The following is a 21,956-nucleotide window of genomic DNA, read 5'->3' as shown; positions in this document are numbered from 1 at the left end:
CATGCCCGAATCCATGTCGATGTCCATGCCTGCGCCCATGACCGCGTACGCCTACCCCTCGCAGCTCGACGTCGCCGGTGAGCTGCTGGCCCTGCTGCGCGACTCCACCACCGAACCCCGCCCCGACATGCAGTTGGAGGCCCTGACCCTGACTGTCGCCGCCGACCTGCCCGTGCTGCTGTGGGGCGAGCCGGGCATCGGCAAGACCGCGGCCCTGACGCAGCTGGCCGAGGCGCTCGACCTTCCGCTGACCACCGTGATCGCCAGCGTGCACGAGCCGTCCGACTTCTCCGGCCTGCCCATCGTCGGGGACAACCCCGCGGAGCAGGGCGTTCCGATGGCACCGCCGGACTGGGCCGTGCGCCTCGTACGGGCCGGCCGGGGGCTGCTGTTCCTCGACGAGCTGTCCACCGCTCCCCCGGCCGTGCAGGCCGCGCTGCTCCGCCTCGTACTCGAGCGGCGCATCGGCTCGCTGCAACTGCCGCCCGGGGTGCGGATCGTGGCCGCCGCCAATCCGCGGTCCTCGGCGGCCGACGGCTGGGAGCTGAGCCCGCCGCTGGCCAACCGGTTCGTCCACCTCCAGTGGACGCACGACCACGAGGTCGTCGTACGCGGCCTCGGCGGGACCTGGCCCCGGGCGACCCTCCCGCGGCTCGACCCGGCGAAGCTGCCGGAGGCCGTGGAGTTCGCGCGGCGCGCGGTGTGCGGGCTCCTCGCCGCCCGCCCCAAGCTCGTACACCAGCTGCCCACCAGCGAGACGCGCCGCGGCGGACCCTGGCCGTCCCCGCGCAGTTGGGAGATGACCCTGCGGCTGATCGCCTTCGCGACCTCGGCCGGATCCTCCCGGGAAGTGCTGTCGCTGCTGGTCAGGGGCACGGTGGGCGACGGTCCGGGGCTGGAGCTGCTGGCGAGCCTGGACCGGATGGACCTGCCGGACCCCGAGACGCTGCTCGCCGACCCGGCGGGTACCGAACTGCCCGAGCGGGGCGATCTGCGCCAGGTCGTGCTCGACGCAGTGGTGGCGGCCGTCCGTGCGCGCCCGGACCGGTCCCGCTGGGACGCGGCGTGGGCGGTGCTGGTCCGGGCACTCGAAACCGGAGCCCCGGACCTGGTGGTCGTCCCCGCGACGACGCTCGCCTCGCTGCGCCGCGAGGACTGGGACGTACCGGCGTCGATCGAGCGGCTGGCCGGAGCGGTGACCCTGTCGAGGCGGGCGGACGAGGCTGCGGCCCGGTCCGCGGCGGTCGGCGCGAAGGCCGGCCGATGAGCGCTGCCGCACAAGGGGAACTGGAACTGGGACTGGACCTCGACAAGTTGTTTGCCGCGCGGCTGCTCGCCGTACGGGTCCGCCCGTACCTGGCGACGGCCCTGTTCGCCCTGCACACGGTGGCGTCGCGGCGGGTGCCGACCATGGCCGTGGACCGGCACTGGCGGTGCTACGCATCGCCGTCGTTCGTGGACCGTACGTCGGTGGAGGAGCTGGCCGCGGTGTGGGTGCACGAGGTGTCACACCTGCTGCGCGACCACCACGGGCGCAGTGACCGGATCGCGCGCGAGCGCGGGCTCACCGGGGCGGGGGAACGGCTGCGGATGAACATCGCGGCGGACTGCGAGATCAACGACGACGCCTTCGGCGACGGGCTGGTCTGCCCCGAATGGGCCGTCCTGCCAGAGACGTTGGGGCTGCCCGAGGGGGAGCTGATGGAGGACTACCTCTCCCGGTTCGGCCTCGGGGCGGGTACGCACGGCCTGGTCTGGCTGGACTGCGGAAGCGGGGCCGACGGGCTGGACCGGGAGTGGGACCTGGGGCCGGACGGTGCGCACGGCCTCACCGAGCAGGAACGGGACGCGGTCCGGTTCCGGGTGGCGCAGGGCATCACCGGGCGGCCGGGCAGGGCCTCGAAGGCGTGGCAGCGCTGGGCGGAGGAGGCGTTCCACCCGCCGCAGCCCTGGCGGGAGTTGCTCGGGGCGGCGCTGCGCTCGGCGACCTCCGGCTCGGGGGCAGGCCAGGACTACACGTACGGCCGGCCTTCGCGGCGCTCCGCGGGGCTGCCCGGCATCGTCCTGCCGAGCCTGCGGCGCAAGCCGCCGCGGGTCAGCGTCGTCATCGACACCTCCGCGTCGGTCAGCGACGCCGAACTGGGCAGCGCGCTCCTGGAGGTCGCCGCGATCTCCCAGGCCCTGGGCGGCCGGCGCGACCTGATCACGGTGGTGCCGTGTGACGCGGCGGCCCGTGTGGTGCATCCGCTGTGCCGCGGCGAGGGCATCCCGCTGCTGGGCGGTGGGGGTACGGACCTGCGCGCGGGCTTCGCCAAGGCGCTGCGGGCGGGGCCCCGGCCGGACGTGATCGTGGTGCTGACGGACGGCCAGACTGCCTGGCCGGACGAGCGGCCGCCGTGCCGGACGGTGGTGGGCCTGTTCCCCCGGCGGCGGACAGCCGGGTCCTGGGACGAGGACGATCCCGATTACGTGCCGGACAGGCCGCCCGAGTGGGCACGGGTCGTCGAGATCGGGTCCGCTCCCGCCGCTCGGTGACCTCCCCGGCTTCGGCCGGACCCGCTGCTCGAACCGGACATGCCAAGAGCTACCTTCGTACCGATCACCACGGCAGGGGGAGACGGAGAGATGGACGAGCGGCTCGAAGCCGAAGGCGAAGTGGCGGTTGCCCGCCTCGCCATCGACAGCGGGGACCTGGGGCATGCGGCGAAGCACCTCGGCAACGCGCTGACCACCGACCCGCGTTGTCCCGACGCCTACGAGGCCCTGAGCGAACTCGCCGCGGCCGCCGGCGGTCCGGTCGCCGCCCTGGAACTGTTCCCCGAGGACGAGCCCTACATCGGCTCGATCGCCTGCGTGGCCCAGCTCCACGCGGCCGCCGGGCAGTGGGAGCCGGCCCTCGCCGCGCTCACCGCGGTGATCGGCGCCGACCCCGAACGCCCCTGGGCGGAGGTCGCCTGGCTGGCCGACCCCGCCCTGCCCGGCCGCCTTTCACCGGACGCCGTCACCCGGGCCGTCGCCGGGCTCTCCCGCAACCTGCCAGATCCGCTGCCACCGCAGCTCCACGACGGTGTCCGGCCGTTCTACGCGCTGGTCGGAGCGTGCGTCGCCGCCCGGCCCGAGCACCCGCTGCTGCACGCGATGGCCTCCGCCCTGGCCCGCCGCTTCGGCGACACGGCCGACGCCGTCGCCTGGGCCGAGCGCGCCCAGCAGCTGGAGCCGGGCCACACGCAGGCCGTCATCCTCGGCTCCGCGCTCAACGCCGCCGGTCGCCCCGACGACGCCCTCGCCGTCTGGGAGGCGGAGCTCGCCCGCGACCCCTCCGACCTGCACCTGTACGTGGACGTCGCCGAGCTCTACGGGAAGACCGGCCGCCCCGCCGAGGGCCTGGCCTGGCTCGACCGCGCCCTGGCCGCGGAGCCCGACCATCCCAAAGCCGCCCCGGCCGCGTTCGCCCTGCGCCACGCCGTCGACGGCGGTACGGAGCATCTGCTCGCCCTCTCCGACCACCTGCGCGCGCACCCCGACCACGGCTACGCCGCCCACCTCCTGAACGGGCTCTGTGACGACGCGCCGTGGCTCGGGCACGTGCACCACGCGCTCGAAGCGAGCGTCAACGTGCTGCACCAGATGCTCGCCAACCCCGAGAGCGCCCGCGACCACGAGATCGAGCTGCTCGGCTCCGCCCTGGAGGCGCCCAGCACGCGACTGGCCCTGCGCATGGGCTTCCCGCGCTCGAAGCTCGACTACCAGGCGTTGCCCGCGCCGGATCCGCGGGCTGCGCAGTACCGCGTCGACACCGCCCTGTGGCAGTTCGACGGCCTCGACGCCCGCCCCGCCGTCGACCCGCCGTCGCCCGAGGCCGCGGAACTCGTACGCCAGGTCGCCGCGTTGAGCTGGTCGGCGCCGGGCGCCGCGTACGACCACGCCGTACGGCTCGCCGGGCTGTCCGCCGAGGACCTGCTGGCCGTGTGCGTGCACCCGCCACTGCCCCGGGAGGACGAGCAGGGGGCGTACCTGCTGGGCCGCCGGCCCGAGATGTGGGTGCGGGCGGTGCAGACCTTCGCGTGCCTGGGCCTGGCTCACCACCGCGCGGACGAGCCCTGGACGGAGTCCCGCCGCAGGGCCGTCCTCCTGGACCTCCTCTTCGGCGCGGAGGACTGGACCAACGAGGCCGCGGGCTTCGCCCTCCTCGCCACGGCCTGGACGGACCCCACGAGCCGCGAGGACATCGGGGCCCGCCTGGTCGACCGCATGATGGCGGTGGGCAAAGCCTGGCAGGACCGCGACGCGACGATCCTCGCCTCGCTCTGCCACCTGGTGCTGGCCTGCCCGTGGCTCCAGCCGACCTTCCTCGACCTGGCCGCCAGAATGCTGTCGGCAGCAACGGAGTTCCACGCCCAACCCGCCCCGGACGCCGCAGCCCGCCAAGCAGAAATCACGGCGGCCCTGGCCTCCCGCACAACCCCCCATCCCCGCAAACCCCGCTCCCTCCTATCCCGCCTCTTCGGCCGCCCCCGCTAAATCCCCGCCCAGCAACTGCACGCCGGGAGCTCACCCAGCAGAGCGTCCCCACCAACCGCGGCGTCCGCACAAGGCAGCCCCGCTGCGCTCACCTCCCCCACCCCGATCCGAACCACTCACAGCCGCCGAACGCCACCGTCTTCTCACCACCGCCCAAGGCAACCGCCGCCACGCTGCACGGACTCACCCTCCGGACCGGGAGTATCACGCAAGCAACTGGACAGACCCCTTCCACGACCTACGCCGCGATGCATGCGGCCCGCGTAGCTCCTGGATGTGCTCACTGTGCACCCCCACCTGAGTCGCGGATCGGGAACACGGTGACGCCCGGAAGCCCTTCTTCTTTCCGGTACGGCCTCGGTACGTCTACGTCCGGTAGATCAGCCGGGTCTCACGACCCGGTCTGACGCAGATCATCCCGGCCATCCGGACCGGCCGAACCCTTGCCCGTCACTCTGACCAGCGGCGCACTGCCCCGCCGTGCCCAGGTCCGGTCCTTGCCGGGTTTCAGGTCCTGCCCGGCCTCGTCCTCGAAGACTATCCACGCGCCCAGGAGCCGGGCCGTCCTCTTATCCGTGACCACTGCTCCGTCCGCCACAGCTCGACGGCCTGATCGTCGCGCTCGACCGCCCGGTGCGCGGGAACCTGCGGTGACCAGCCCAGCCGGTGCAGCAGATACGACCTCCCACGAGGCGTGTACTGGTACCCGAATAGCCTGTGGATCAGCTCGGCCACGCGCGCGAGGGTCCACCGCTGGTCCTCGCTCCAGCCGTGCGTTGCAGAGCCGGCATCCAGCTCGGCCTGTAGCCGTTCTGCCTGGTCATCGTTGAGCTGACAGGGAAAGCCGCCAGGCCCCTTGGAGCACAGGGCCGACTTGCCGCCGTAGCGCCAGGTTGCGTGCCAGGCGTACGCCGACTTCCGCGTCACCCGTAACCGGGAGGCCACCTCCGGCGGCCGCACCCCCTGCCCGAATATCTCCGCGGCCTCAAAGCGCACCGCTTCACGCTTCGCCCGCCCCACGTCGGTCAAACCGCCGCCATCCGCATACCTCATGACGAGGATGTAGCACCGCCAACGCCCGCTGTCACCCTGCCCTTTCAACGTCAGCGTCAAGGCCCCCTCCTGACCATATGACAGCCGTCGCCGGGGAGTGCATTCATGCACTCCCCGGCGACATTTTTCTATTCAAGACTTGCTGAACTCGAAGCCTCAACGAAACGCTTTTTGATCAGGAATCCCCTAGGGGCTTCGGGTGAATCATAGGCGCCAGCCCATTATTCGTAGACCATTTCAGGGTGCCTGCCCAATGCGAATTGCGGTCGATCCGACAACATCTCTCAGGTTAGGCGCGACAATACAAACACACGACCAGTCGCCACGTGAGACCGAGAAGACCTGAACTTCCGTCAGGGAGCTACCTCGAATCGCCTCAAAGAACCTGTCGAGTTCCTCCGGCTCACTACCCCCTCCCTGGAGTCCTGCCGCACGGGACGAATAGAGCGCCTCCACATCGCGCCTCGCTGCCGAGGCAGCGTGCTAGGAGAACCCGTTCAGGCGGGCCAAGATCTCTAGCCCGCGTCGGGCAGAGACCCAACCCGAGCCAGCAAGTGTGCCTAGCATGCGGCGAGCCGCGGGCCCGTCAATCTCCATCGACATGTGACTCCCGTCCCTGATGTCTACCTGATCGATAGTCAGCGCAGATCGAATACCTTGGCACCTTGCACAAGATTCTCCAGGAGAACTTCACTCTCGCCCCATTTACCTTCTCCATATAGGGCCATTTGGCGGAGTGAATTGCCTGGGGTTGGAAGTGAAATTCTGAGAATCACGCCTGGAGTTTCCCCTTCACGCATCCCCATGGCGAACTTCGCGCAACCTCAGGACTAGTCGTCCACGAGGTGTACGGGCTATTGGAGAGAGGGCCGGGGCCTGCGGCAGCGCCCCAGAACAACCCACGCTGCCGGCTGTTGCGCGCCCGGACCAGCGGGGCCTCCGGCAGGCGGGGCGGAGACAGGAGCGGACGGCGGCCCCGAGGGGCCGGAGCGCGCGCGGGCCGCGTCAGCGAGCCGCCTTGATCAAGTAAAGAAACTCTGAACAGCTCCGCTGCTGGCCGGACTGGTGGTGCGGTTGCTGCGGAGTTCCTCACGACTCCCATCACCTGGCCGCATCAGCACTCGTCCTATGGCGCTGCCGTCAACTACTGCCGTCAGAGACTGCAGGGGCCCCGCCTGAATCATTCCAGCGGGGCCCCTGGTCAGGAGATCTAACTAATCACTGCCTCAAATATCCTCAGTATCGAGATTCGTGGAACGCTAGATCACTTCCATCTCGAAACGGTACTGATCTTTTACATCGCGCGCCATGTCCTCGCCTGAGAACCTTGGAATCTTTTGGTCCCACCATCCCCAGCCCCCAGGGACGGTGAAGCCGTCCTCCAGCACCGCCTTGAAGCGTAGATCGATTTCGAGCACCTCCGCGATAAACCATGCAACATCAGGTGAGTCCTTGGCGCCCGGAACCTCAATTACAGTCTGCAGGAATCTCCTGATTGACAGATCGTCCCAGTATTCGAAGAGGCTTGCCGAGTAGCCTTCCTCGCAGTCCTCCACGAAATCGGACCATATTTCGAGTGCACGCCCCGGGGTCTCTGGGTGGCGCCGCCCGGAGCCCCTAAGTGCCTCTGTGAACAGCTCGACGAGCAGCAACTTGACCTCCGTTGGCAGACCTGCTTGCTAGCGGTACTTCATTACCGAGCGACGGAAGTACGAAAGGCCTTCCTCGGGGCGGAAGAATGTGGAGATAGTTCCACCGCTATTGAGGTATCCGTAGTATCCGGTGGCCGGATCAAAGCGATGCATTCCCCCACTGCTGGTTGTGACACTGATAGCCCCGTCCGGGCCATCCCCAGCCATGAAATCCCTTGCGGCCTCACGATATGCCTTACGCCCGCCGGGGCCATTGAACTCGGGCATGTCGATAACCGTCGCGCGCGGCTCGCGCGGCACACCCTTCTTTATTCTGAAATCAACGCCCTTGACGTGCTTTGCGTAGTGAGCGCCAGCGGACTGATCTGAGTTGAAGTCCGGCCGGGTGTCACAATTGTGAACCAGTACTGGGGTGCTGCCAGCGAGCACATAGTACGTGTGGAGGTCGTCGACCGTGAGGTTGTGCGTGGTGACGGCTCGCGGGTAGTTGCGGGCGCTTCGGACCGTGAGCGTGTCGCCGTTGGGCTGGCGGAGCTGCTCGCCGGGGGTGAGTTCGCCGGCGTCGACCCACTGGTGGCGGCTTTCGCTCCAGTACGGGTGGTGGTAGGTCGAGGTGATCTCGACCGGCGGGCCGCGGGGGCCGGCCTCGTCGGTGAGGGTGAGGTCGGTGAATTCCTTGTCGTCAGGGGTGGTGATGGTGGCGGTTACGGTCTTGGGTGCGGTCTCGCCCGTCTGAGGGTCGGTCGCCAGGACCTTGTCGCCGACCCTGACATCCTCGATTGCCTTGGTCGTGCCGTCGGCCATCTGGACTCGGGTACCAGTGGGGAAGCTGTTCTTCTTCGCGCATGCCACCCCGACCTCGGCAGCAGCGTCGTCGGCCTCGGATCTGACCGCTTGGGCCTCGGTGCCCGCCGCGTCGGTGGCCGACTCTGCGCCGGCCTTCTCCGCTGCCGCCTGGCTTGCCTTGGCCTCCGCCGCTCGGGCTTCGGCTATCGCCTTCTTGCTGCGCGTGTAGGCGCTGAGTGCCTCGCTGGCCCCTCGTTCAGCCGCGTGTACGGCGTCGTAGGCCTTGTTGACTTCCTTGTAGATCTTGAAGGCCTTGATGCCGACCTTGATGGCCTTGGCGATCTTGCCGAACGGGACGAAGTTGAGGGCCGTGTTGATGCAGGCCATCACGTCGCCCTTGGTGAAGCAGTCCCGGGCGTCGTTGTAGCCGATCAGGTCGCCGATCAGGTCGACGACCTGGCTTATGAGGTGGTCGCGCTTCTTCTTGGCCTCGTTGACCTTCTTGTTGGCCTCGTCAACCAGAGCCTGGCCGGCGTCGTCGCCCCCGGTGGGGGGAGGCGTCACATTGGCCGGCGCGTACCCCTGCCTCGCCCTCCACCAGTTCCGTTCCGATGCACAGTTCTGCGAGCCTTCACACGTAGGCGCCAGACCCGTCGCGTCGGACTTGTTGATCGGGCTGTTGTTCGCGTAGCTGTAAGCGTTCCATTGCTGGGGGTCGCCTGCGTCGATGAGCGGGTCGGGGCTGATGAAGCGGCCGGTGGTGGGGTCGTATTCGCGGGCGCCGAGGAGTGTGAAGCCGGTGGCCTTCTCCTTGGTGCCGCCGACGAAGCCCTTGTCTCCTGCCCATGTCCCCGGGGTCGGCTGGGGGCCGCGCTCGTTGCCGAACGGGTCCGCGGGACGGCGGGCCTGTGCGAGGTCAGTGGCGTTGAACTGGACGCCGTTGGTTCCGTGGTGGTCCGAGGCCTGGTAGGTGAGCGTCGAGTTGCCGCCGGTGGTCGTGCGCGTGACGGACAGGCCGCCCGGGGCGCCGTACGAACGGACGTTGGACACCTTGCCGGTGGCCGTGTCGAGGGCGATCTGGTCGGGACCCAGATTCAGGGTGGTCTTGCCGGGGTCTCGACGGATCAGCTGGTTGCCGCCCGTATCGTACAGGTAGCTGGTTCCGGCGCTCTCACCGGTCCCGATGACCTTGTCGAGCTTGCCCTGGGCGTTCCATGTCAGCGTCTTGGTACCAGGAGTGCTGGTGATGGAGGCAGTGTTGCCGCCGGCATCGTAGGTGTACGAGGTGACCTTCGTGCCGGCCTGCCCGGTCTCCGTGGAGGTCATGAGGGCGTGCGGGCCGCCCGTACCACCGCCCGTCTTCGGGTCGGAGGAGGGGACGTTCGGGCCGATACCGAAGGTCTGGGTGATCGTAGTGTCCTTGGCCGCGTCGCCGGTGACGTCCTTGCGGACCAGCTTCTTGCGGTTGCCGAGCTTGTCGTATTCGTACTGCTGCCAGTACGGGGCGGGGCCGCCCACGCTCGGCTTTCCAGCGCTGTCGACCGCCGGGCCACCGGTGTTGGCACAGTTGCCGATACCGCGGACGGAGGGCTCGGGCTCGGTGGCCTGAGTGCCGGTGTCGGTCCACGCCTGGGTGAGGCGGCCCAGGTAGTCGTGTGTGAAGCACTGCAGGTCGCGCGTGGCGCCGTCCTGCGTGTTGCCGATGGAGGTGATCTGGCCGGCGCGGTTGTAGGTGTAGTCGTTGACGTCGACGCTGGCAGTAGCCGCGGTCTGCTTGTCCAGGGTGGAGCGGATGACCTTGCCGGTGGCCTCGTCGTAGTCGACGGTCGACACGATCTGAAGGCCGGTATCGCCAAGGGTGGAGCGGACGGCACGGCCGTACGGGTCGTAGCGCACGTCCACGAGGTAGGGCGTAATGAAGGGCCCCGTCGTGCCGTCGAGCGACGTGAGGTTGCCGGCAATGTCGGTACCGAACGTCAGCGTCTCCGTGTCCAGACCGGCGGCGCTGATGGCAGGCAGGTCACTGCTCGTGAGCTTGCCGTGTTTGTCGTAGGTGTTCGTGGTCGTGTAAACGCCGGCCAGTTCCTTCTCGGCCGCGGGGATGGTGACCTTGGTACCGAGGGGGCGGTAGCCGGCGTCGTAGCCGGTGACTTCCGAGACGTAAGCAGCACCTGCCGCCCCACCCACGTAACGGGTGGTGGTGGTCGGCTTGCCGAGGGCCTTGCTGTCGTAGGTGGTGGCACTGACCTGCTTGGCAGGGTCGACGGCCGCGCCCTCATAGCTAGCGACAGGCCGACCGAGGAGATCGGAGACAGAGGTCGTGCTCCTGCCTCGGGCGTCGGTAGCGGTGGTGAGGTTCTTGCTGTCGTCGTAGACGGTGGTACCGGTACCGACGTCCGGGTCGGTGGTCTTCACGACACGGCCGAGGAGGTCGTAGGTGAAGGTCCACTCGTTGCCGGCGGAGTCCTTGCGGGAGAGCTCCTGTCCCTGTGTGTTGCTCAGGTAGGTCGTCTCGTCGTACTCGCCGGTGGGGGTGTTGCTCTTGTACTGGCGGACGGCGGTGGTCAGACCGTTGGTGATGGTGGCCTTCGCGAAACCGCCGTTCGGCGGGATCTGGCGGACCTCGTCAGCACCCGCGTACTCGGTCGTGGAACGCCACTGCTCGACACCGTAGGACTGGAACACGGAGGCAGTGGTGCGCCCCAGGCCGTCGAAGACGGACACGGTCTGGGACGGGATTTGGCTGTCGGGGTTCACTCCGCCGTTGGGCAGGAACAGGGCGCCGGACGGCCCGTCAGGGCTGTTGTTGTAATAGGCGGAGCTGGTCTTGACCTGGTACCCGTGCGAGTCGAAGAGTGCGTCGGTGATCATCCTTCCGGCGACACCGGAGGGGGTACGCGCCTGGGTCTGGCGGACACGGCCCAGGCCGTCGTAGATGGTGTAGCTGGAGATGTACGAGTTATTGCTCATGAGCGTCTGGCTCAGAACGAAGCTCGGTGCGTTGGTGCCGTTCATGGCGTATGAGAACTTGCGAACCGGAGGGTCGTTGCTCGTACGGTTCTGACCCGGCTGCCACACGGAGATGACTCGGCCGAAGGCATCGTAGTCGCGTTCCGCGACGTGGCCGTTCTCGTCGGTCGTCTTCAGTGGCAGGGAGCGGCCGATGTCGAGGGTGTTGACGGACTTCCAGCCGAGCGGGTTGGTGTGGGTGACCTCCTTGGCCAGGGCACCGGTAGCCGGGGTGTACTCCGTCTTGGTCACGGCGCCGCCCGGGTGGGCCGCGTCCTTGCGGGTCTGGTTGGTATTGCTGGTGACACGGCCGTAGGCGTCGTACGTCGAGGTGGAGTTGAGGCGGTAGACCGGCTTGCCGGCACCGTCGTACTTCTCCAGGACCTCTGTGCCCGTGCCGTCGGCGGTCGCGCCCGTCTGCCCGTACGGCAGGTTGTCGAAGTACGAGCGCGTGTCACCGACGGTGTTCGCCGTGGTCGGGGTCTGCCCGCAGCCACCCGAGATCACCAAGGTGCGGGAGGTGAGTTCGGTGAGCGCGCCCCCGGGGCCGGTGGCGTACTCGAAGGTGGTGCACAGGCGCTCAGCCGGGCGGGACACATCTCCCAGGTCATCGACCTGTGTCGGCCGTGACAGCAGCGTGTCGTCGTACTTCGAGCTGCGTTCGCCGGTGCGCCAGGTGCCGTTGGCCAGCTTCGCCCGGCTGGTGACCTTGAGGGTGTTCATCGCACGGGCCGTGATGGCGGGCATGCCGCCGGACTGGGCGCGGGTCGCGGTGACGGCGCCGATCCAGGGGGTGGTGACCTCGTCGGAGACGACCGTCCCGCCATCCCGGTCGTACGTCTGCGTCTGGCGGACGAAACCGGAGAGGACGTCCTCGTCCTTGATGGAACCGCCCTGGGCGTCCGAGACGGTGACACTGCGCTTGCTGCCGTTGGCGAGGGTGTCGCCGTCCATGCCCCGCAGGTACGTGGCCACGGACTTGGTACGCGGGGCGTCGGCGGCGTTGGCGCTACCGGTACGGGTGGTGACGGTGGCGAAGCCTCGGAACTGGTCCCAGGTGCGGGTCTTGGGGTCGGTGAACTCGGAGTCGTTGCGGTGCCAGGCGATGCCGCCGCCGTACTCGTAGTCGGTGACGACGGCGACCTGGCCGGCGACGGTGTCCTGCTGGGTGACGGACTGGACGACGACCTTGTTGAACCAGTCGTTGACCGGGTCCGGGAAGGACTGGCCCGGCAGGTACCACTTGACCGGCATGCAGGCCATCGTGTTGCCGTCCTCGGAGGACGGCATGGTGCCCGCGAGACGCGAGCACTCCGCAGCCTTGTAGACGACGTTGATCCGGCCACCTGTTTCGGTGGTGATCGTCTGGATGCGGGGCCGGTTGTAGCGGGGCGCGGAGGCCTCGGTGCCGTCGGGGCGCTTGACCACGCCGTCGACACGGTTGGCGATCTGCAGCGGTGCGAAGGTGACCGGCGGCAGCGACAGCGGCGTCTTGCCGTTGGAGGCCGTGCGCACGATCGAGTCGAGCCACAGGGTGGGCGAGGTTCCGTCACCCGGGGACTCGAAGCGCTGGTTGAGGGCGTACGAGTCGACGGGGCGCCACTTGGTGCCGTCGCGGACCTCGGTGTCGATCGCCTTGATGCGCTTGGTGGTGAAGTAGGTCGGAGACAGGTTCAGGCACTGGCCGGAGGCAGGGCATTCCTGGTCGACCGGGGTGTCCGGCCAGAGGGTGGCGTTCGCCTTCGTCCGCTGGGCCGGGGCACACGTGGAGCCCTCGGGGAAGCAGCGCTCCTCGGTACGCAGCCACACCTGGGCGGCGGGCTCGGCCGTACCCTTGGCAGCGATCTGGTCGGGCAGGCGCTGGCCGTAGCCGATCCAGGTCGGGTAGCCGGCGCGCTGGTACTTCGTGGTCGTGCCGGTGCCGTTGTTCTGGCCGCCGCCACGCCCGTAGTGGTTGTCCTCCTGCTCGTACCGGTAGGTGATCAGGTTCTGGTGCGGGTCCACGACGTAGTCGAGATTCCACTGCCAGCCCAGCTGCGCCCATGAGCCGTTCGCCGGAGTCTCGGCGCCCAGGCACTTGTCCTGGCCGCTGTTGAAGTACACCGGGACCGTGGAGACGGACTTGGCTTCCGGGTCGGTACCGTCACCGCCGGGCAGACGGTTGGAGCCGAAGTAGTACTGCGTGCCGTCGCTGGTGGTGACCTTGAAGGCCTCACCCTTCCAGGCCGAGTTGCGCTGGCCGGTCAGGCGTTCGATCTTCGTGCCGTCCTCGCCCTGGAGGCGGTAGACGCAGGTCGTGTCGTCCCGGACGATCTGACCGGCGTGCCCGGCGAGGTTCAGGGAGAGGATGTCGCCGGACCAGCACTCGTCGCCGGAGCCCGCGATACCGGCATCCTTGCAGCCCTTGTACGACCGCGAGATCGAGCCGGGACTCCAATCCCAGCCCTCACCGAACAGGCCGGCCTGAGCGTTGGCGGACGCCGTGCGGCCGTCGATGGAGGAGGAGTCGTAGCTCAGAGCCAGGCTCGGTGCGCCGCCGGCGATGGACGAGGGGAGTTCCACCGTGTAGCCGTAGGTGAAGTTCGCGGCGTTGGCGCCTGCCTGCCAGGAGGCGGAGGGCGGTAGCGGCGTGGCGGTGTAGTCACCGCTTGAGCCGGACGGGCCCGCTTCGACAGCGAGGGCCACGGCCTGCGGGGCCAGCATCTGCGGGGCCGCCGCAGGAGCGGACTTCGCCCCGGGCTGCGCCTTCAGGGCGAAGGTGGAAGCCGTTGGGCTCTTCGGTACGTCGACCTCGGCGACCAGGCGTCCGGTGGTGTCCCGGTGCGAAGCGACCGGCGTACGGGTCGTGCAGCCGGCAGCGCCCGGCGTGATCAGGGCGCAGGAGGGCAGTTGGACCAGTCGGGCGCGGTCGGCCCAGTTGGCACCCGCGGACTTCGCCCAGGAGGAGACATCGAAGCCGACCTGCACCTTGCCCGCGGGGGCGGTACCCGCGTCGTCGATGAGGGCAACGAGCGCGCCGTTGACTCCGGCGGACCGGGTCTTGGCCGCGTCCTTCACCTCGACCTTGAGTGTGCCCCGGTCGGCGGCGGCACGGCTGTCACCGGCCGCCAGAGAGGATGACGATTTCACCGAATGATTTGCGCCATTCCCGGATGCGAGCCATACAGGCAGAGACCCGGCCTGAACCGGACGCGGCCCCAACACGGTCGAGGATGTGACCTGGTTGTTCAGATCAACGGTGGCGCTGCCGGACGGAGCCTTCGCGTTCGCCGGTGGCGTCCACCTCAGGCCAGTCGGCGCCTGCTTGGCGGCGACCTTCGCGTCCGAGCCTCTCACCGACTTCGAGGCCGGCAGCGGCGTCTTCGGTGGCACCCATACCTTGGGCGGCTTCTGAGCCGCCTCGACCATGGGAAGCCCCAGGCCAGAGAACATCACCGTGAACGCGGCGACCACCGCGACACTCGCCCGCCGGCGCTTGGAGCGCACAGCGAACCGAACCCTACGAGACAACTGAATCCCCCCACAGGACACAGGAAACATGAACACCGGACCTGTGAGACCGGATCGAACGCACCCTATGGGAACGCTCGTTCGGAACGCATGGGGATTCTCAAAACCCGCCTACATGACCAATGTCACCCCTTTGACAAGTTGGCATTTCATGCCATGAATCGGACACCCGGATCTGAAAATCCGTTGACAACTTTGCAGACAGCAATGGATTGTGCGCCTGACTTCTGATCACTCACCGCTCACAGCGAGGACCTCCGCCATGAGGCCGAAACTCCCATCACTCCTGCCCAGGCTGGCGGCCCCCCGCAAGCGGCGGGTCGCCAGAACGTTGGTGCTTCCCACCGTCGGAGCCGCCGTGCTCTCCCTCGGAGCTGGCCTCCTCACCGGTCCACCGGCGTTCGCCGATGGCACGGGCGCCTACGGCCCGGCCTCCACCAACTGGCCCGCTCCTACGGCCAAGCCCGCTCCCAGCGCCGAGGACAAGGCAGTCGACGACGCCCGGGCCCAGGCCGGGAGCACCGGCAAGCCCGTGGCCATCGGGCACCTGACCACGGGCCACTCCCAGACGCTCGCCAACCCCGACGGCACCCTCACCAGTGACACCACGCCCGTGCCGGAACGGGTCAAGGGCGCGGACGGGAACTGGCGCAAACTCGACGCCACCCTGCACGCCAACCCCGACGGCACCGTGATTCCCGCAGCGGCGGCTTCGAAGGTGAGCTTTTCCGGCGGCGGCAGCGGTCCGATGGCCACCATGACCACCGCTGACGGCAAGCAGTTGGCCCTCAAGGCCCCCTTCTCGCTGCCCAAGCCGGTGCTCAACAAGGACAGCGCGCTCTACCAGGCCGTCCTCCCTGACGTGGACCTCGAGTTGACCGCCACCCCGGTCGGCGGCTGGCGCCAGGTCCTGATCGTCCGGACAACTGCAGCCGCTGCGAACCCTGCGGTGAAGAAGCTCCAGCTCTCCTTCGAGACCCAGGGGTTGACCGTCTCCGCGGACACCGCAGGCAATCTCAAGGCCGCTGACTCCCAGGGCAAGACGCGGTTCTCGGCCCCCACTCCGATCATGTGGGACTCCGCGAGCACCTCGACGTCGGCACCATCATCGGCCGCGAAGTCAGCGGGTGCACGCAGCCTGCAGTCGGCCCCGGCGGCAGCCCAAGCGGCCGGGGAAGCACCTGCCACCTCCAGCTCCGACGGGCCCGGCTCCGGTGCCACCGTCGAACGGATCGCCACGAGCGTCATTGCCAACAGCATCCAGCTCGTCCCTGACGCCGCTCTGCTCAGTCAGGGCACCGGGCCCTGGTACATCGACCCGGGCTGGAACCCGACGGCCGACAACGGGACCCAGGCCTGGTCCCAGGTCCAGGAGGCCTACGAGGACACCAACGAGTACAACGGCACCGTCGACGGTCAGGACAAGCCCGCCGCCGGGTACTGCGGCTACTCGAACTGTGAGAGGAAAGGCAAGGAGCGCGCCTACTTCCAGGTCGGGATCAACTCCGCCATCCATGGCGCCGAGGTCATCGACGCCAGGCTGAACGCCACGGTCGTCTCCTCCTCCAGCCCGACCACGGCCACTCCGATGGGCCTCTACTGGACAGGACCCATCAGCAACCCCACCACTTGGCGGAACCAGCCTTGTGACCGCCTCTCCCACATGGGCGGTTGCACCAAGATCGGCGGTATCAACATCTCGGGCACCGGTGACGTGCAGTACGACGTCACGACCCAGATGAGGAACGCGGCCAGGGACCGGTGGCGTGACTTCACTTTCGCCTTCGCGCCGGACAACGAATCAGACAGGGACTACCGGCAGCGGTTCAGCAACAGCCCGCGCATCACGGTCACGTACGACGTCACCCCCACGATCGGCTCGCCCCGCACCCGCCCGACGCCCGGCTTCGCGAACACCGCGTCCTACGCCGCCTGCAACACTCCGGGCGTTCCGAACCCTGCCGACAACGCGGGCTGGGTCGGCGCCAACAACAATGTCACCCTTACAGTGGCCGCCAACTCAGCCGTGGGTCAGCAGCTCCAGACGAACTTCCAGTACTGGGACGTCGACAACAACGGCCAGGCCGTGTTCGCCCAGACCGGCTGGCTGAACAGCGGCGACCACACCGTCGACATCGGGCGGCTGACCGACGGCCGCCTTTACGGCTGGTGGTCGAACACCTCGGACGGCACACTCAGAAGCGCCACCACCGATCCGTGTATGTTCCGGGTCGACAGCACCCCGCCCACGGCGGCCGTCACCTCCACCGACTTCCCCGAATCCGGCACCATCGGCGCCCACCCCAAGCTCGTCGGCCAAGAGGGAACGTTCACTCTCACCGGCACCGACCTGGCGCCGGTCGCGGGTGGCCGGACCTCCGGCATCGCCTGCGCCCGCTGGACGACCGACCCCGTCAAGGCCGCCGCCACCGGCTGGAAGTGCACCGACGCCACACCCGGCATCGTCAAGCTGACCGGCGGCACGGAAACCATCAAGGTCACCCCGCCGCGCTGGGGGACCAACTACGTGTACCTGCAGACCCAGGACGTGGCGGGCAACATGTCCCAGCCCGTCGTCTACAGCTACTACGCCCCCTCCAACCCGAACAGCCCCGCCCCGATCTTCGGCGACATCAACAACGACCGGAAGTCTGACGTCGTCCTGCCCGACTCAGCCGGAAACCTGCGCAACATCGCGGGTGGCGACGACCCCCACCGTGCGCCCACAGCGGAGATGCAAGCCGCCCCCGACAACTCCAACAACTGGAACGACATCCAGATCAGCCATCGCGGCAGCCCGGGGCGCAAGACCGTCGACGACCTCTTCGCCCACCAAGCGCTGCGGCCCAATCTCTACCTCTACACCAACGACAACAATGGCGGCTGGTTCGCCGGAAAGGACCCCAACCAGGTCAACAAGCCTGCCAAATGCGTCACCACCAGCTACACCGCGATCGACTGCGCCACCAACGGCTACGGCACCGACTGGTCCAAGGTCACCCAGATCGCGGCCTTCGGCTCCATCACGGGCGACAGCGGCCCCACCCCGGACACCCTGCCTCGCACGTCCCTGCTCTTCGTCGAAAGCGGACGCCTCTGGCTGAGCACGTCCGGCACCACCAACCAGCTCTCCACCCGTGCGATCCTGCTCTCCGCCAACGACACCCGCTGGGACGGCTACGACCTGATCAACCCGGGTCGTGCGCAGGGAACCGACTTCCCGACGCTGTGGGCCCGTTCGAAGACGGACGGCACTCTGCACGCCTTCTCGGTGAAGGGCACTGCTCAGGCACCCGACCTCACCGGCTTCACCGACCCGGCCGCCGGCCTGATCGCCGGCAAGCTGGACCCGAAGGCCTACCCGCGCGTGGGTTCCGACGGCGACCTCACTGGTGACGGCATCCCCGACCTGTGGGCCGTCGACACCAACCAGCAGCTCGTCTCCTTCAGTGGAACCGGCAGCGCCGCGCCCTTCCCGGCCGTCACCGGTATCGACCCGGCGGTGGTCGTCCTCGGCAACCTCAACATGCCGACCGCCCAGTGGAAGCTGACCGGCCAGAGCGGCACCACCACCCCTGACTCCGTCGGCGCCACCGCTGCGAACCCGAACGGCAGCAACCCCGCCACAGCCACCAGCATCACCTTCCCCACCGAGAAGATCGGCGGGCGCGACGCCGCGTACGCCGCCTTCAACGGCGCCGGGTCCGCCATCACCACCGGCAAGGCCGCCATCGACACCCGCAAGAGCTTCACCATCAGCACCTGGGCCAAGCCCGGCGCCCAGGGCGGGCTGATCGCCAGCCAGGACGGCGCCAGGAACAGCGCCTTCACCCTGTACGCCGACCCGGCCAACAACAACTGGCGCTTCGCCCTCGCCAAGGCCGACGACGGAGGCTGGCCCTACGACTGGGCCGACGCCGTCAACGATGCCGCCCGCTACACCCCGGGCATCTGGCAGCGCCTGACCGCCGTCTACAACGCCGACACCGGCCTGATGAGCCTGTACGTCAACGGCGTCCTCGCCGCCTCCGGCCAGCACCAGGCCTCCACCAGCCCGGCCCCGGTCGGCCCGCTCGTGATGGGCCGATACCAGTCCGACGGCAGGCCCGACCTCTTCGGCGGCTTCACCGGCGGGATCAGCAACCTCGCCGTCTACCCGTACACTGCCCCCGTCGTCGCCCCAGCCACCACCAGCAAGATCAGCCTGACCGCCTCGGCCGCCAAGTGCCTCGACAACGACCGCGGCAGTACCACCGACGGCAACAAGATCCAGGTCTGGGACTGCAACGAGATCAGCGGAGGCACCGCCCAGAAGTTCGACATCCGCGCCGACGGCACCATCCGCCATCAGGACAAGTGCCTCGACGCCTCCAACGCCGGCACTGCCAACGGCACCCTGATCCAGCTCACCACCTGCCACAACCACCCGGCGCAGCAGTTCCTGCCCCGCGCTGACGGCAGCATCTACAACCCGGCCTCCGGCCGCTGCGTCGACGCCAGCAACATGAGCAACGGAACCCAGCTCTACCTCTGGGACTGCAACCGCACCAGCCCCCAGCGCTGGACCATCCCCACCCTGAACGCGGCCCCGCTGCCCCTCCCCACCCCGTAACCCACCATCCGAGACCGGACGGGCCCAAGGTGGGGCTTGGGGGTGGGCAAGCGGGAGCGGGGATTGACCTGGGGGTTGCGGCTTTGTGAGGCTGGGGCGCTTCGAGGAGGGAGGGGGATCATGGTGCTGCCGGTTGACCATGTCGCCGCCGCGTTGTGTCTGCTCGATGAGCTCGGGGGTGCGGGTGTGGAGCATCCCGGGGGGACGCTTGGGGCGCATCTGCGGCGGGTGCGGGGGCAGTTGGAGGAGTGGGGGGCTCGTCCCGCGCTTCAGCTCGCGGGGTTGTGCCACGCGTTCTACGGGACCGACGGGTTCGCCGTCGCGCCGTTGGCCCTCGCGCAGCGTGGCCGGCTCGTGGACGTGATCGGCGGTGAGGCCGAATCCATCGTGTACCTCTACGCCAGCTGCGACCGCGGCGCCTCCTACCCCGGGCTCCCCCGGCCCGGCTCGGGCTTCCGCGATCGGTTCAGCGGCCGTACGTTCGTGCCCACCCTCCAGCAGCGCAAGGACTTCGCCGAGCTCACCGCCGCCAACGAGCTGGACATCGCGCGCATCGACGCCGGCTTCCGCGCAGCCCGGGGCGCCGACCTCCTCGCGCTGTTCACGTCGCTCAAGCCGCTGCTCAGCCCCTCCGCCTGGCAGGACTGCACGGGCGTGCTGACGCGTCACTAACTGCTGCGGGGGGCCGTCAGGTTCGTGATGAGTTCCTCGACGAAGGTGTCCAGATGCGGCGGCCGGGGGCCCTGTCGGGTGGCGCAGAACCAGGTGCGGGTCAGCGGCTGCGCGCCGATGTGGACCAGCGCGAGGGCGTGCGAGGTCACGTACGGGGCGGCCACCCAGTTGGGCAGTACCGTCACGCCCTGGCCGCCCGCCACCATCTCGACCACCAGGTCGGTCACCACGGGCATGGTGGTGATCCGCCCGGGCCGGGCACCGGCGGGGACCGGCAGTGGCATCGACGGGACGCGCTTCTGGTCGTAGAAGTCGTAGAGGACCAGGTCGGCGCCGTCGAAGTCGCGGGCTGTCAGGTGTTCGCGGGACGCCCACGGGTGTCCGGCAGGCACCACGGCCACCATCTCGTCCTCGAACAGCCGCGTCAGGGAGACCCGTTCCATCTGCAGGTCGGGCTTGGTGACGAGTGCCACGTCCACGAGGTCGGCGAGCAGCGCCGGGATCGGTGCGTCGTCGGCGACGGTTTCGATGCGTACGTCGATGTCCGGCTCGCGCTCGCGGAAGGCGCGCAGTACGGGCGGCAGCCAGGGGAAGGTGGTGCTGCACTGCGCCGTGAAGCGGACCCGCCGGTCGCGTCCGTCGCGGATCTCCATCAAGTCGCGTGAGGCCGACTCCAGTTCGCCGATGACCTGGCGAGCCGCGACCAGCAGCCGGCGGCCCGCCGCGTTGGGGATCAGGCGGCGGCCCTTGCGGTCGAACAGGGGCATGCCGAGACGGGCTTCCAGCCGGGTCAGGCGTTGGCTGAGCGCGGGCTGGCTGACGTAGAGCCGCTCGGCGGCGGCGGTCAGCGATCCCGCGTCGGCGGTGGCGTGCAGAAGTTCCAGGTCACGCAGATCCACATCCATAACCCTGGATTATGACATGCTCCAATTTCCGTCGTGGTCTTATGGGCTGAGGGCTCGTAGGTTCCTGGTGTCGCCCAGAGACGACTGATCCATCCGCCCCGAAAGGCACACACCCATGACTGCCACCACCGCCCTCGTCACCGGCTCCTCCAGCGGCATCGGCCTCGACATCGCCCGCGCCTTCCTGGCGAGCGGAGCCAACGTCGTCCTCAACGGCCGCTACCCCGACCGCCTCGCCAAGGCCGCGGCCGACCTCGGCCACCCCGAGCGGACGGCGTGGGTCGCGGGCGCCATCGCCGATCCGCAGACCGGCGAGTCGCTCGTCCGCACCGCCCTCGACCGCTTCGGCGGGATCGACGTCCTGGTCAACAACGCCGGTACGTTCGCCTCCAAGCCCTTCACCGAGGTCACCGAGGAGGAGCTCGACGGGTTCCTGACGGGCAACCTCAAGGGCACCTACGTCACCACCCAGGCGGTCGTACGGGCGCTGCGCGCACAGGGCCGCGGCGGCAGCATCGTCAACATCGGCACCGTCCTCGTGGACCACGCGCTGGCGGGCTTCCCGGCCTCCGCGCCGGTGGTCAGCAAGGCGGGCGTGCACGCGCTGACCACGAGCCTGGCCGCCGAGCTCGCGGCCGACGGCATCCGCGTCAACCTCGTATCGCCCGGCATCATCCGCACCCCGCTGCACGCGGGTTCGGACGTGGACTCCTTCGGCGGGCTCGCCCTGCTCAACCGGGTCGGCGAGGTCGCCGAGATCTCCGATGCGGTGCTCTACCTCGCGGGCGCCACGTTCGTCACCGGGCACGCCCTGCGCGTGGACGGCGGCCACGTCACCGGCCGCGCGTAAGCCCCATCAGCCCACGCACCCCCGACCCACCTCCTCCAGAAGGACATTCACCGCCATGCCGTACGTCAACGTCAAGATCACCCGTGAAGGCGCCACCGCCGCCCAGAAGGCCGAGATCATCGCAGGGGTCACCGATCTGCTGGTCAAGGTCCTCGACAAGGACCCGGCGACCACCTTCGTCCTCATCGACGAGGTCGACCTGGAGGACTGGGGCGTCGGCGGCGTCCCGACGGAGGAGTACCGCCGCCGCAACCGTGCGTAGGTCGTGAGCGCGACGTCCGACGTACGGCAGTGGGGGGGGGGGGGGGGGGGGGGGGGGGGGGGGGGGGGGGGGGGGGGGGGGGGGGGGGGGGGGGGGGGGGGGGGGGGGGGGGGGGGGGGGGGGG

12 protein-coding genes are annotated in these 21,956 nt (G+C 69.0%); 8 read left to right on the top strand and 4 right to left on the bottom strand.

All coding sequences use genetic code 11. From position 1 onward, the window contains the following. Positions 1 to 25: 25 nt before the first annotated feature. From ACZ7GJ_RS20155 to ACZ7GJ_RS20145, 3 genes are all read left to right on the top strand, one after another. Positions 26 to 1,267, top strand: a complete 1,242-nt coding sequence (locus ACZ7GJ_RS20155) for an AAA family ATPase (protein WP_470753629.1) — start codon at positions 26 to 28, stop codon at positions 1,265 to 1,267. After that, the gene (locus ACZ7GJ_RS20150; protein ID WP_470753389.1) at positions 1,264 to 2,535 is read left to right on the top strand and encodes a vWA domain-containing protein; all 1,272 of its coding nucleotides are present in this window, start codon (positions 1,264 to 1,266) and stop codon (positions 2,533 to 2,535) included. The genes ACZ7GJ_RS20155 and ACZ7GJ_RS20150 overlap by 4 nt, the downstream gene beginning before the upstream one ends. 90 nt (positions 2,536 to 2,625) lie before the next feature. Next, a complete protein-coding gene (locus tag ACZ7GJ_RS20145; RefSeq protein ID WP_470753387.1) occupies positions 2,626 to 4,521 on the top strand; it encodes a tetratricopeptide repeat protein in 1,896 nt (631 codons plus the stop codon). A gap of 537 nt (positions 4,522 to 5,058) precedes the next feature. Here the strand turns inward: ACZ7GJ_RS20145 and ACZ7GJ_RS20140 are convergent. The 3 genes from ACZ7GJ_RS20140 to ACZ7GJ_RS20130 all read right to left on the bottom strand — a co-directional run bounded on the left by ACZ7GJ_RS20140 (position 5,059) and on the right by ACZ7GJ_RS20130 (position 14,150). Continuing rightward, positions 5,059 to 5,634, bottom strand: coding sequence for a helix-turn-helix domain-containing protein (locus tag ACZ7GJ_RS20140; protein WP_470753385.1), 576 nt, complete (start codon positions 5,632 to 5,634; stop codon positions 5,059 to 5,061). A gap of 1,199 nt (positions 5,635 to 6,833) precedes the next feature. After that, on the bottom strand, positions 6,834 to 7,226 hold the full coding sequence (locus ACZ7GJ_RS20135) for a hypothetical protein (protein ID WP_470753383.1): 393 nt from the start codon (positions 7,224 to 7,226) through the stop codon (positions 6,834 to 6,836). A 27-nt stretch (positions 7,227 to 7,253) separates the two neighbouring features. Then, a complete protein-coding gene (locus ACZ7GJ_RS20130) occupies positions 7,254 to 14,150 on the bottom strand; it encodes a polymorphic toxin-type HINT domain-containing protein (protein WP_470753381.1) in 6,897 nt (2,298 codons plus the stop codon). Positions 14,151 to 14,244: 94 nt separating this feature from the next. On the opposite strand from ACZ7GJ_RS20130, the gene ACZ7GJ_RS20125 reads away from it, so the two are divergent. From ACZ7GJ_RS20125 to ACZ7GJ_RS20115, 3 genes are all read left to right on the top strand, one after another. Continuing rightward, positions 14,245 to 14,415 (top strand): hypothetical protein, encoded by a 171-nt coding sequence (locus ACZ7GJ_RS20125; protein WP_470753380.1) that lies wholly within the window; start codon positions 14,245 to 14,247, stop codon positions 14,413 to 14,415. Between the two features lie 450 nt (positions 14,416 to 14,865). Then, positions 14,866 to 19,143: a ricin-type beta-trefoil lectin domain protein gene (locus tag ACZ7GJ_RS20120; protein WP_470753378.1), complete on the top strand. Its 4,278-nt coding sequence runs from the start codon at positions 14,866 to 14,868 to the stop codon at positions 19,141 to 19,143. A gap of 120 nt (positions 19,144 to 19,263) precedes the next feature. Further along, positions 19,264 to 19,815, top strand: a complete 552-nt coding sequence (locus ACZ7GJ_RS20115) for a DUF6817 domain-containing protein (RefSeq protein WP_470753376.1) — start codon at positions 19,264 to 19,266, stop codon at positions 19,813 to 19,815. On the opposite strand, the gene ACZ7GJ_RS20110 is transcribed toward ACZ7GJ_RS20115, so the two are convergent. After that, a complete protein-coding gene (locus ACZ7GJ_RS20110) occupies positions 19,812 to 20,720 on the bottom strand; it encodes a LysR family transcriptional regulator (RefSeq protein ID WP_470753375.1) in 909 nt (302 codons plus the stop codon). The two genes, ACZ7GJ_RS20115 and ACZ7GJ_RS20110, sit on opposite strands and share 4 nt — an antisense overlap. A 115-nt stretch (positions 20,721 to 20,835) precedes the next feature. On the opposite strand from ACZ7GJ_RS20110, the gene ACZ7GJ_RS20105 reads away from it, so the two are divergent. Both ACZ7GJ_RS20105 and ACZ7GJ_RS20100 read left to right on the top strand, forming a co-directional pair. Next, entirely contained in the window at positions 20,836 to 21,570 is a 735-nt protein-coding gene (locus ACZ7GJ_RS20105) for an SDR family NAD(P)-dependent oxidoreductase (protein ID WP_470753373.1), read from the top strand. A 55-nt stretch (positions 21,571 to 21,625) separates the two neighbouring features. After that, entirely contained in the window at positions 21,626 to 21,832 is a 207-nt protein-coding gene (locus ACZ7GJ_RS20100) for a tautomerase family protein (RefSeq protein ID WP_393819669.1), read from the top strand. The last annotated feature ends 124 nt before the right edge of the window (positions 21,833 to 21,956 follow it).

Source organism: Streptomyces sp. NPDC037242 (assembly GCF_055604165.1).
Note: the sequence above shows the minus strand (reverse complement) of the source record. Positions and strands in the feature narration are given on the sequence as shown.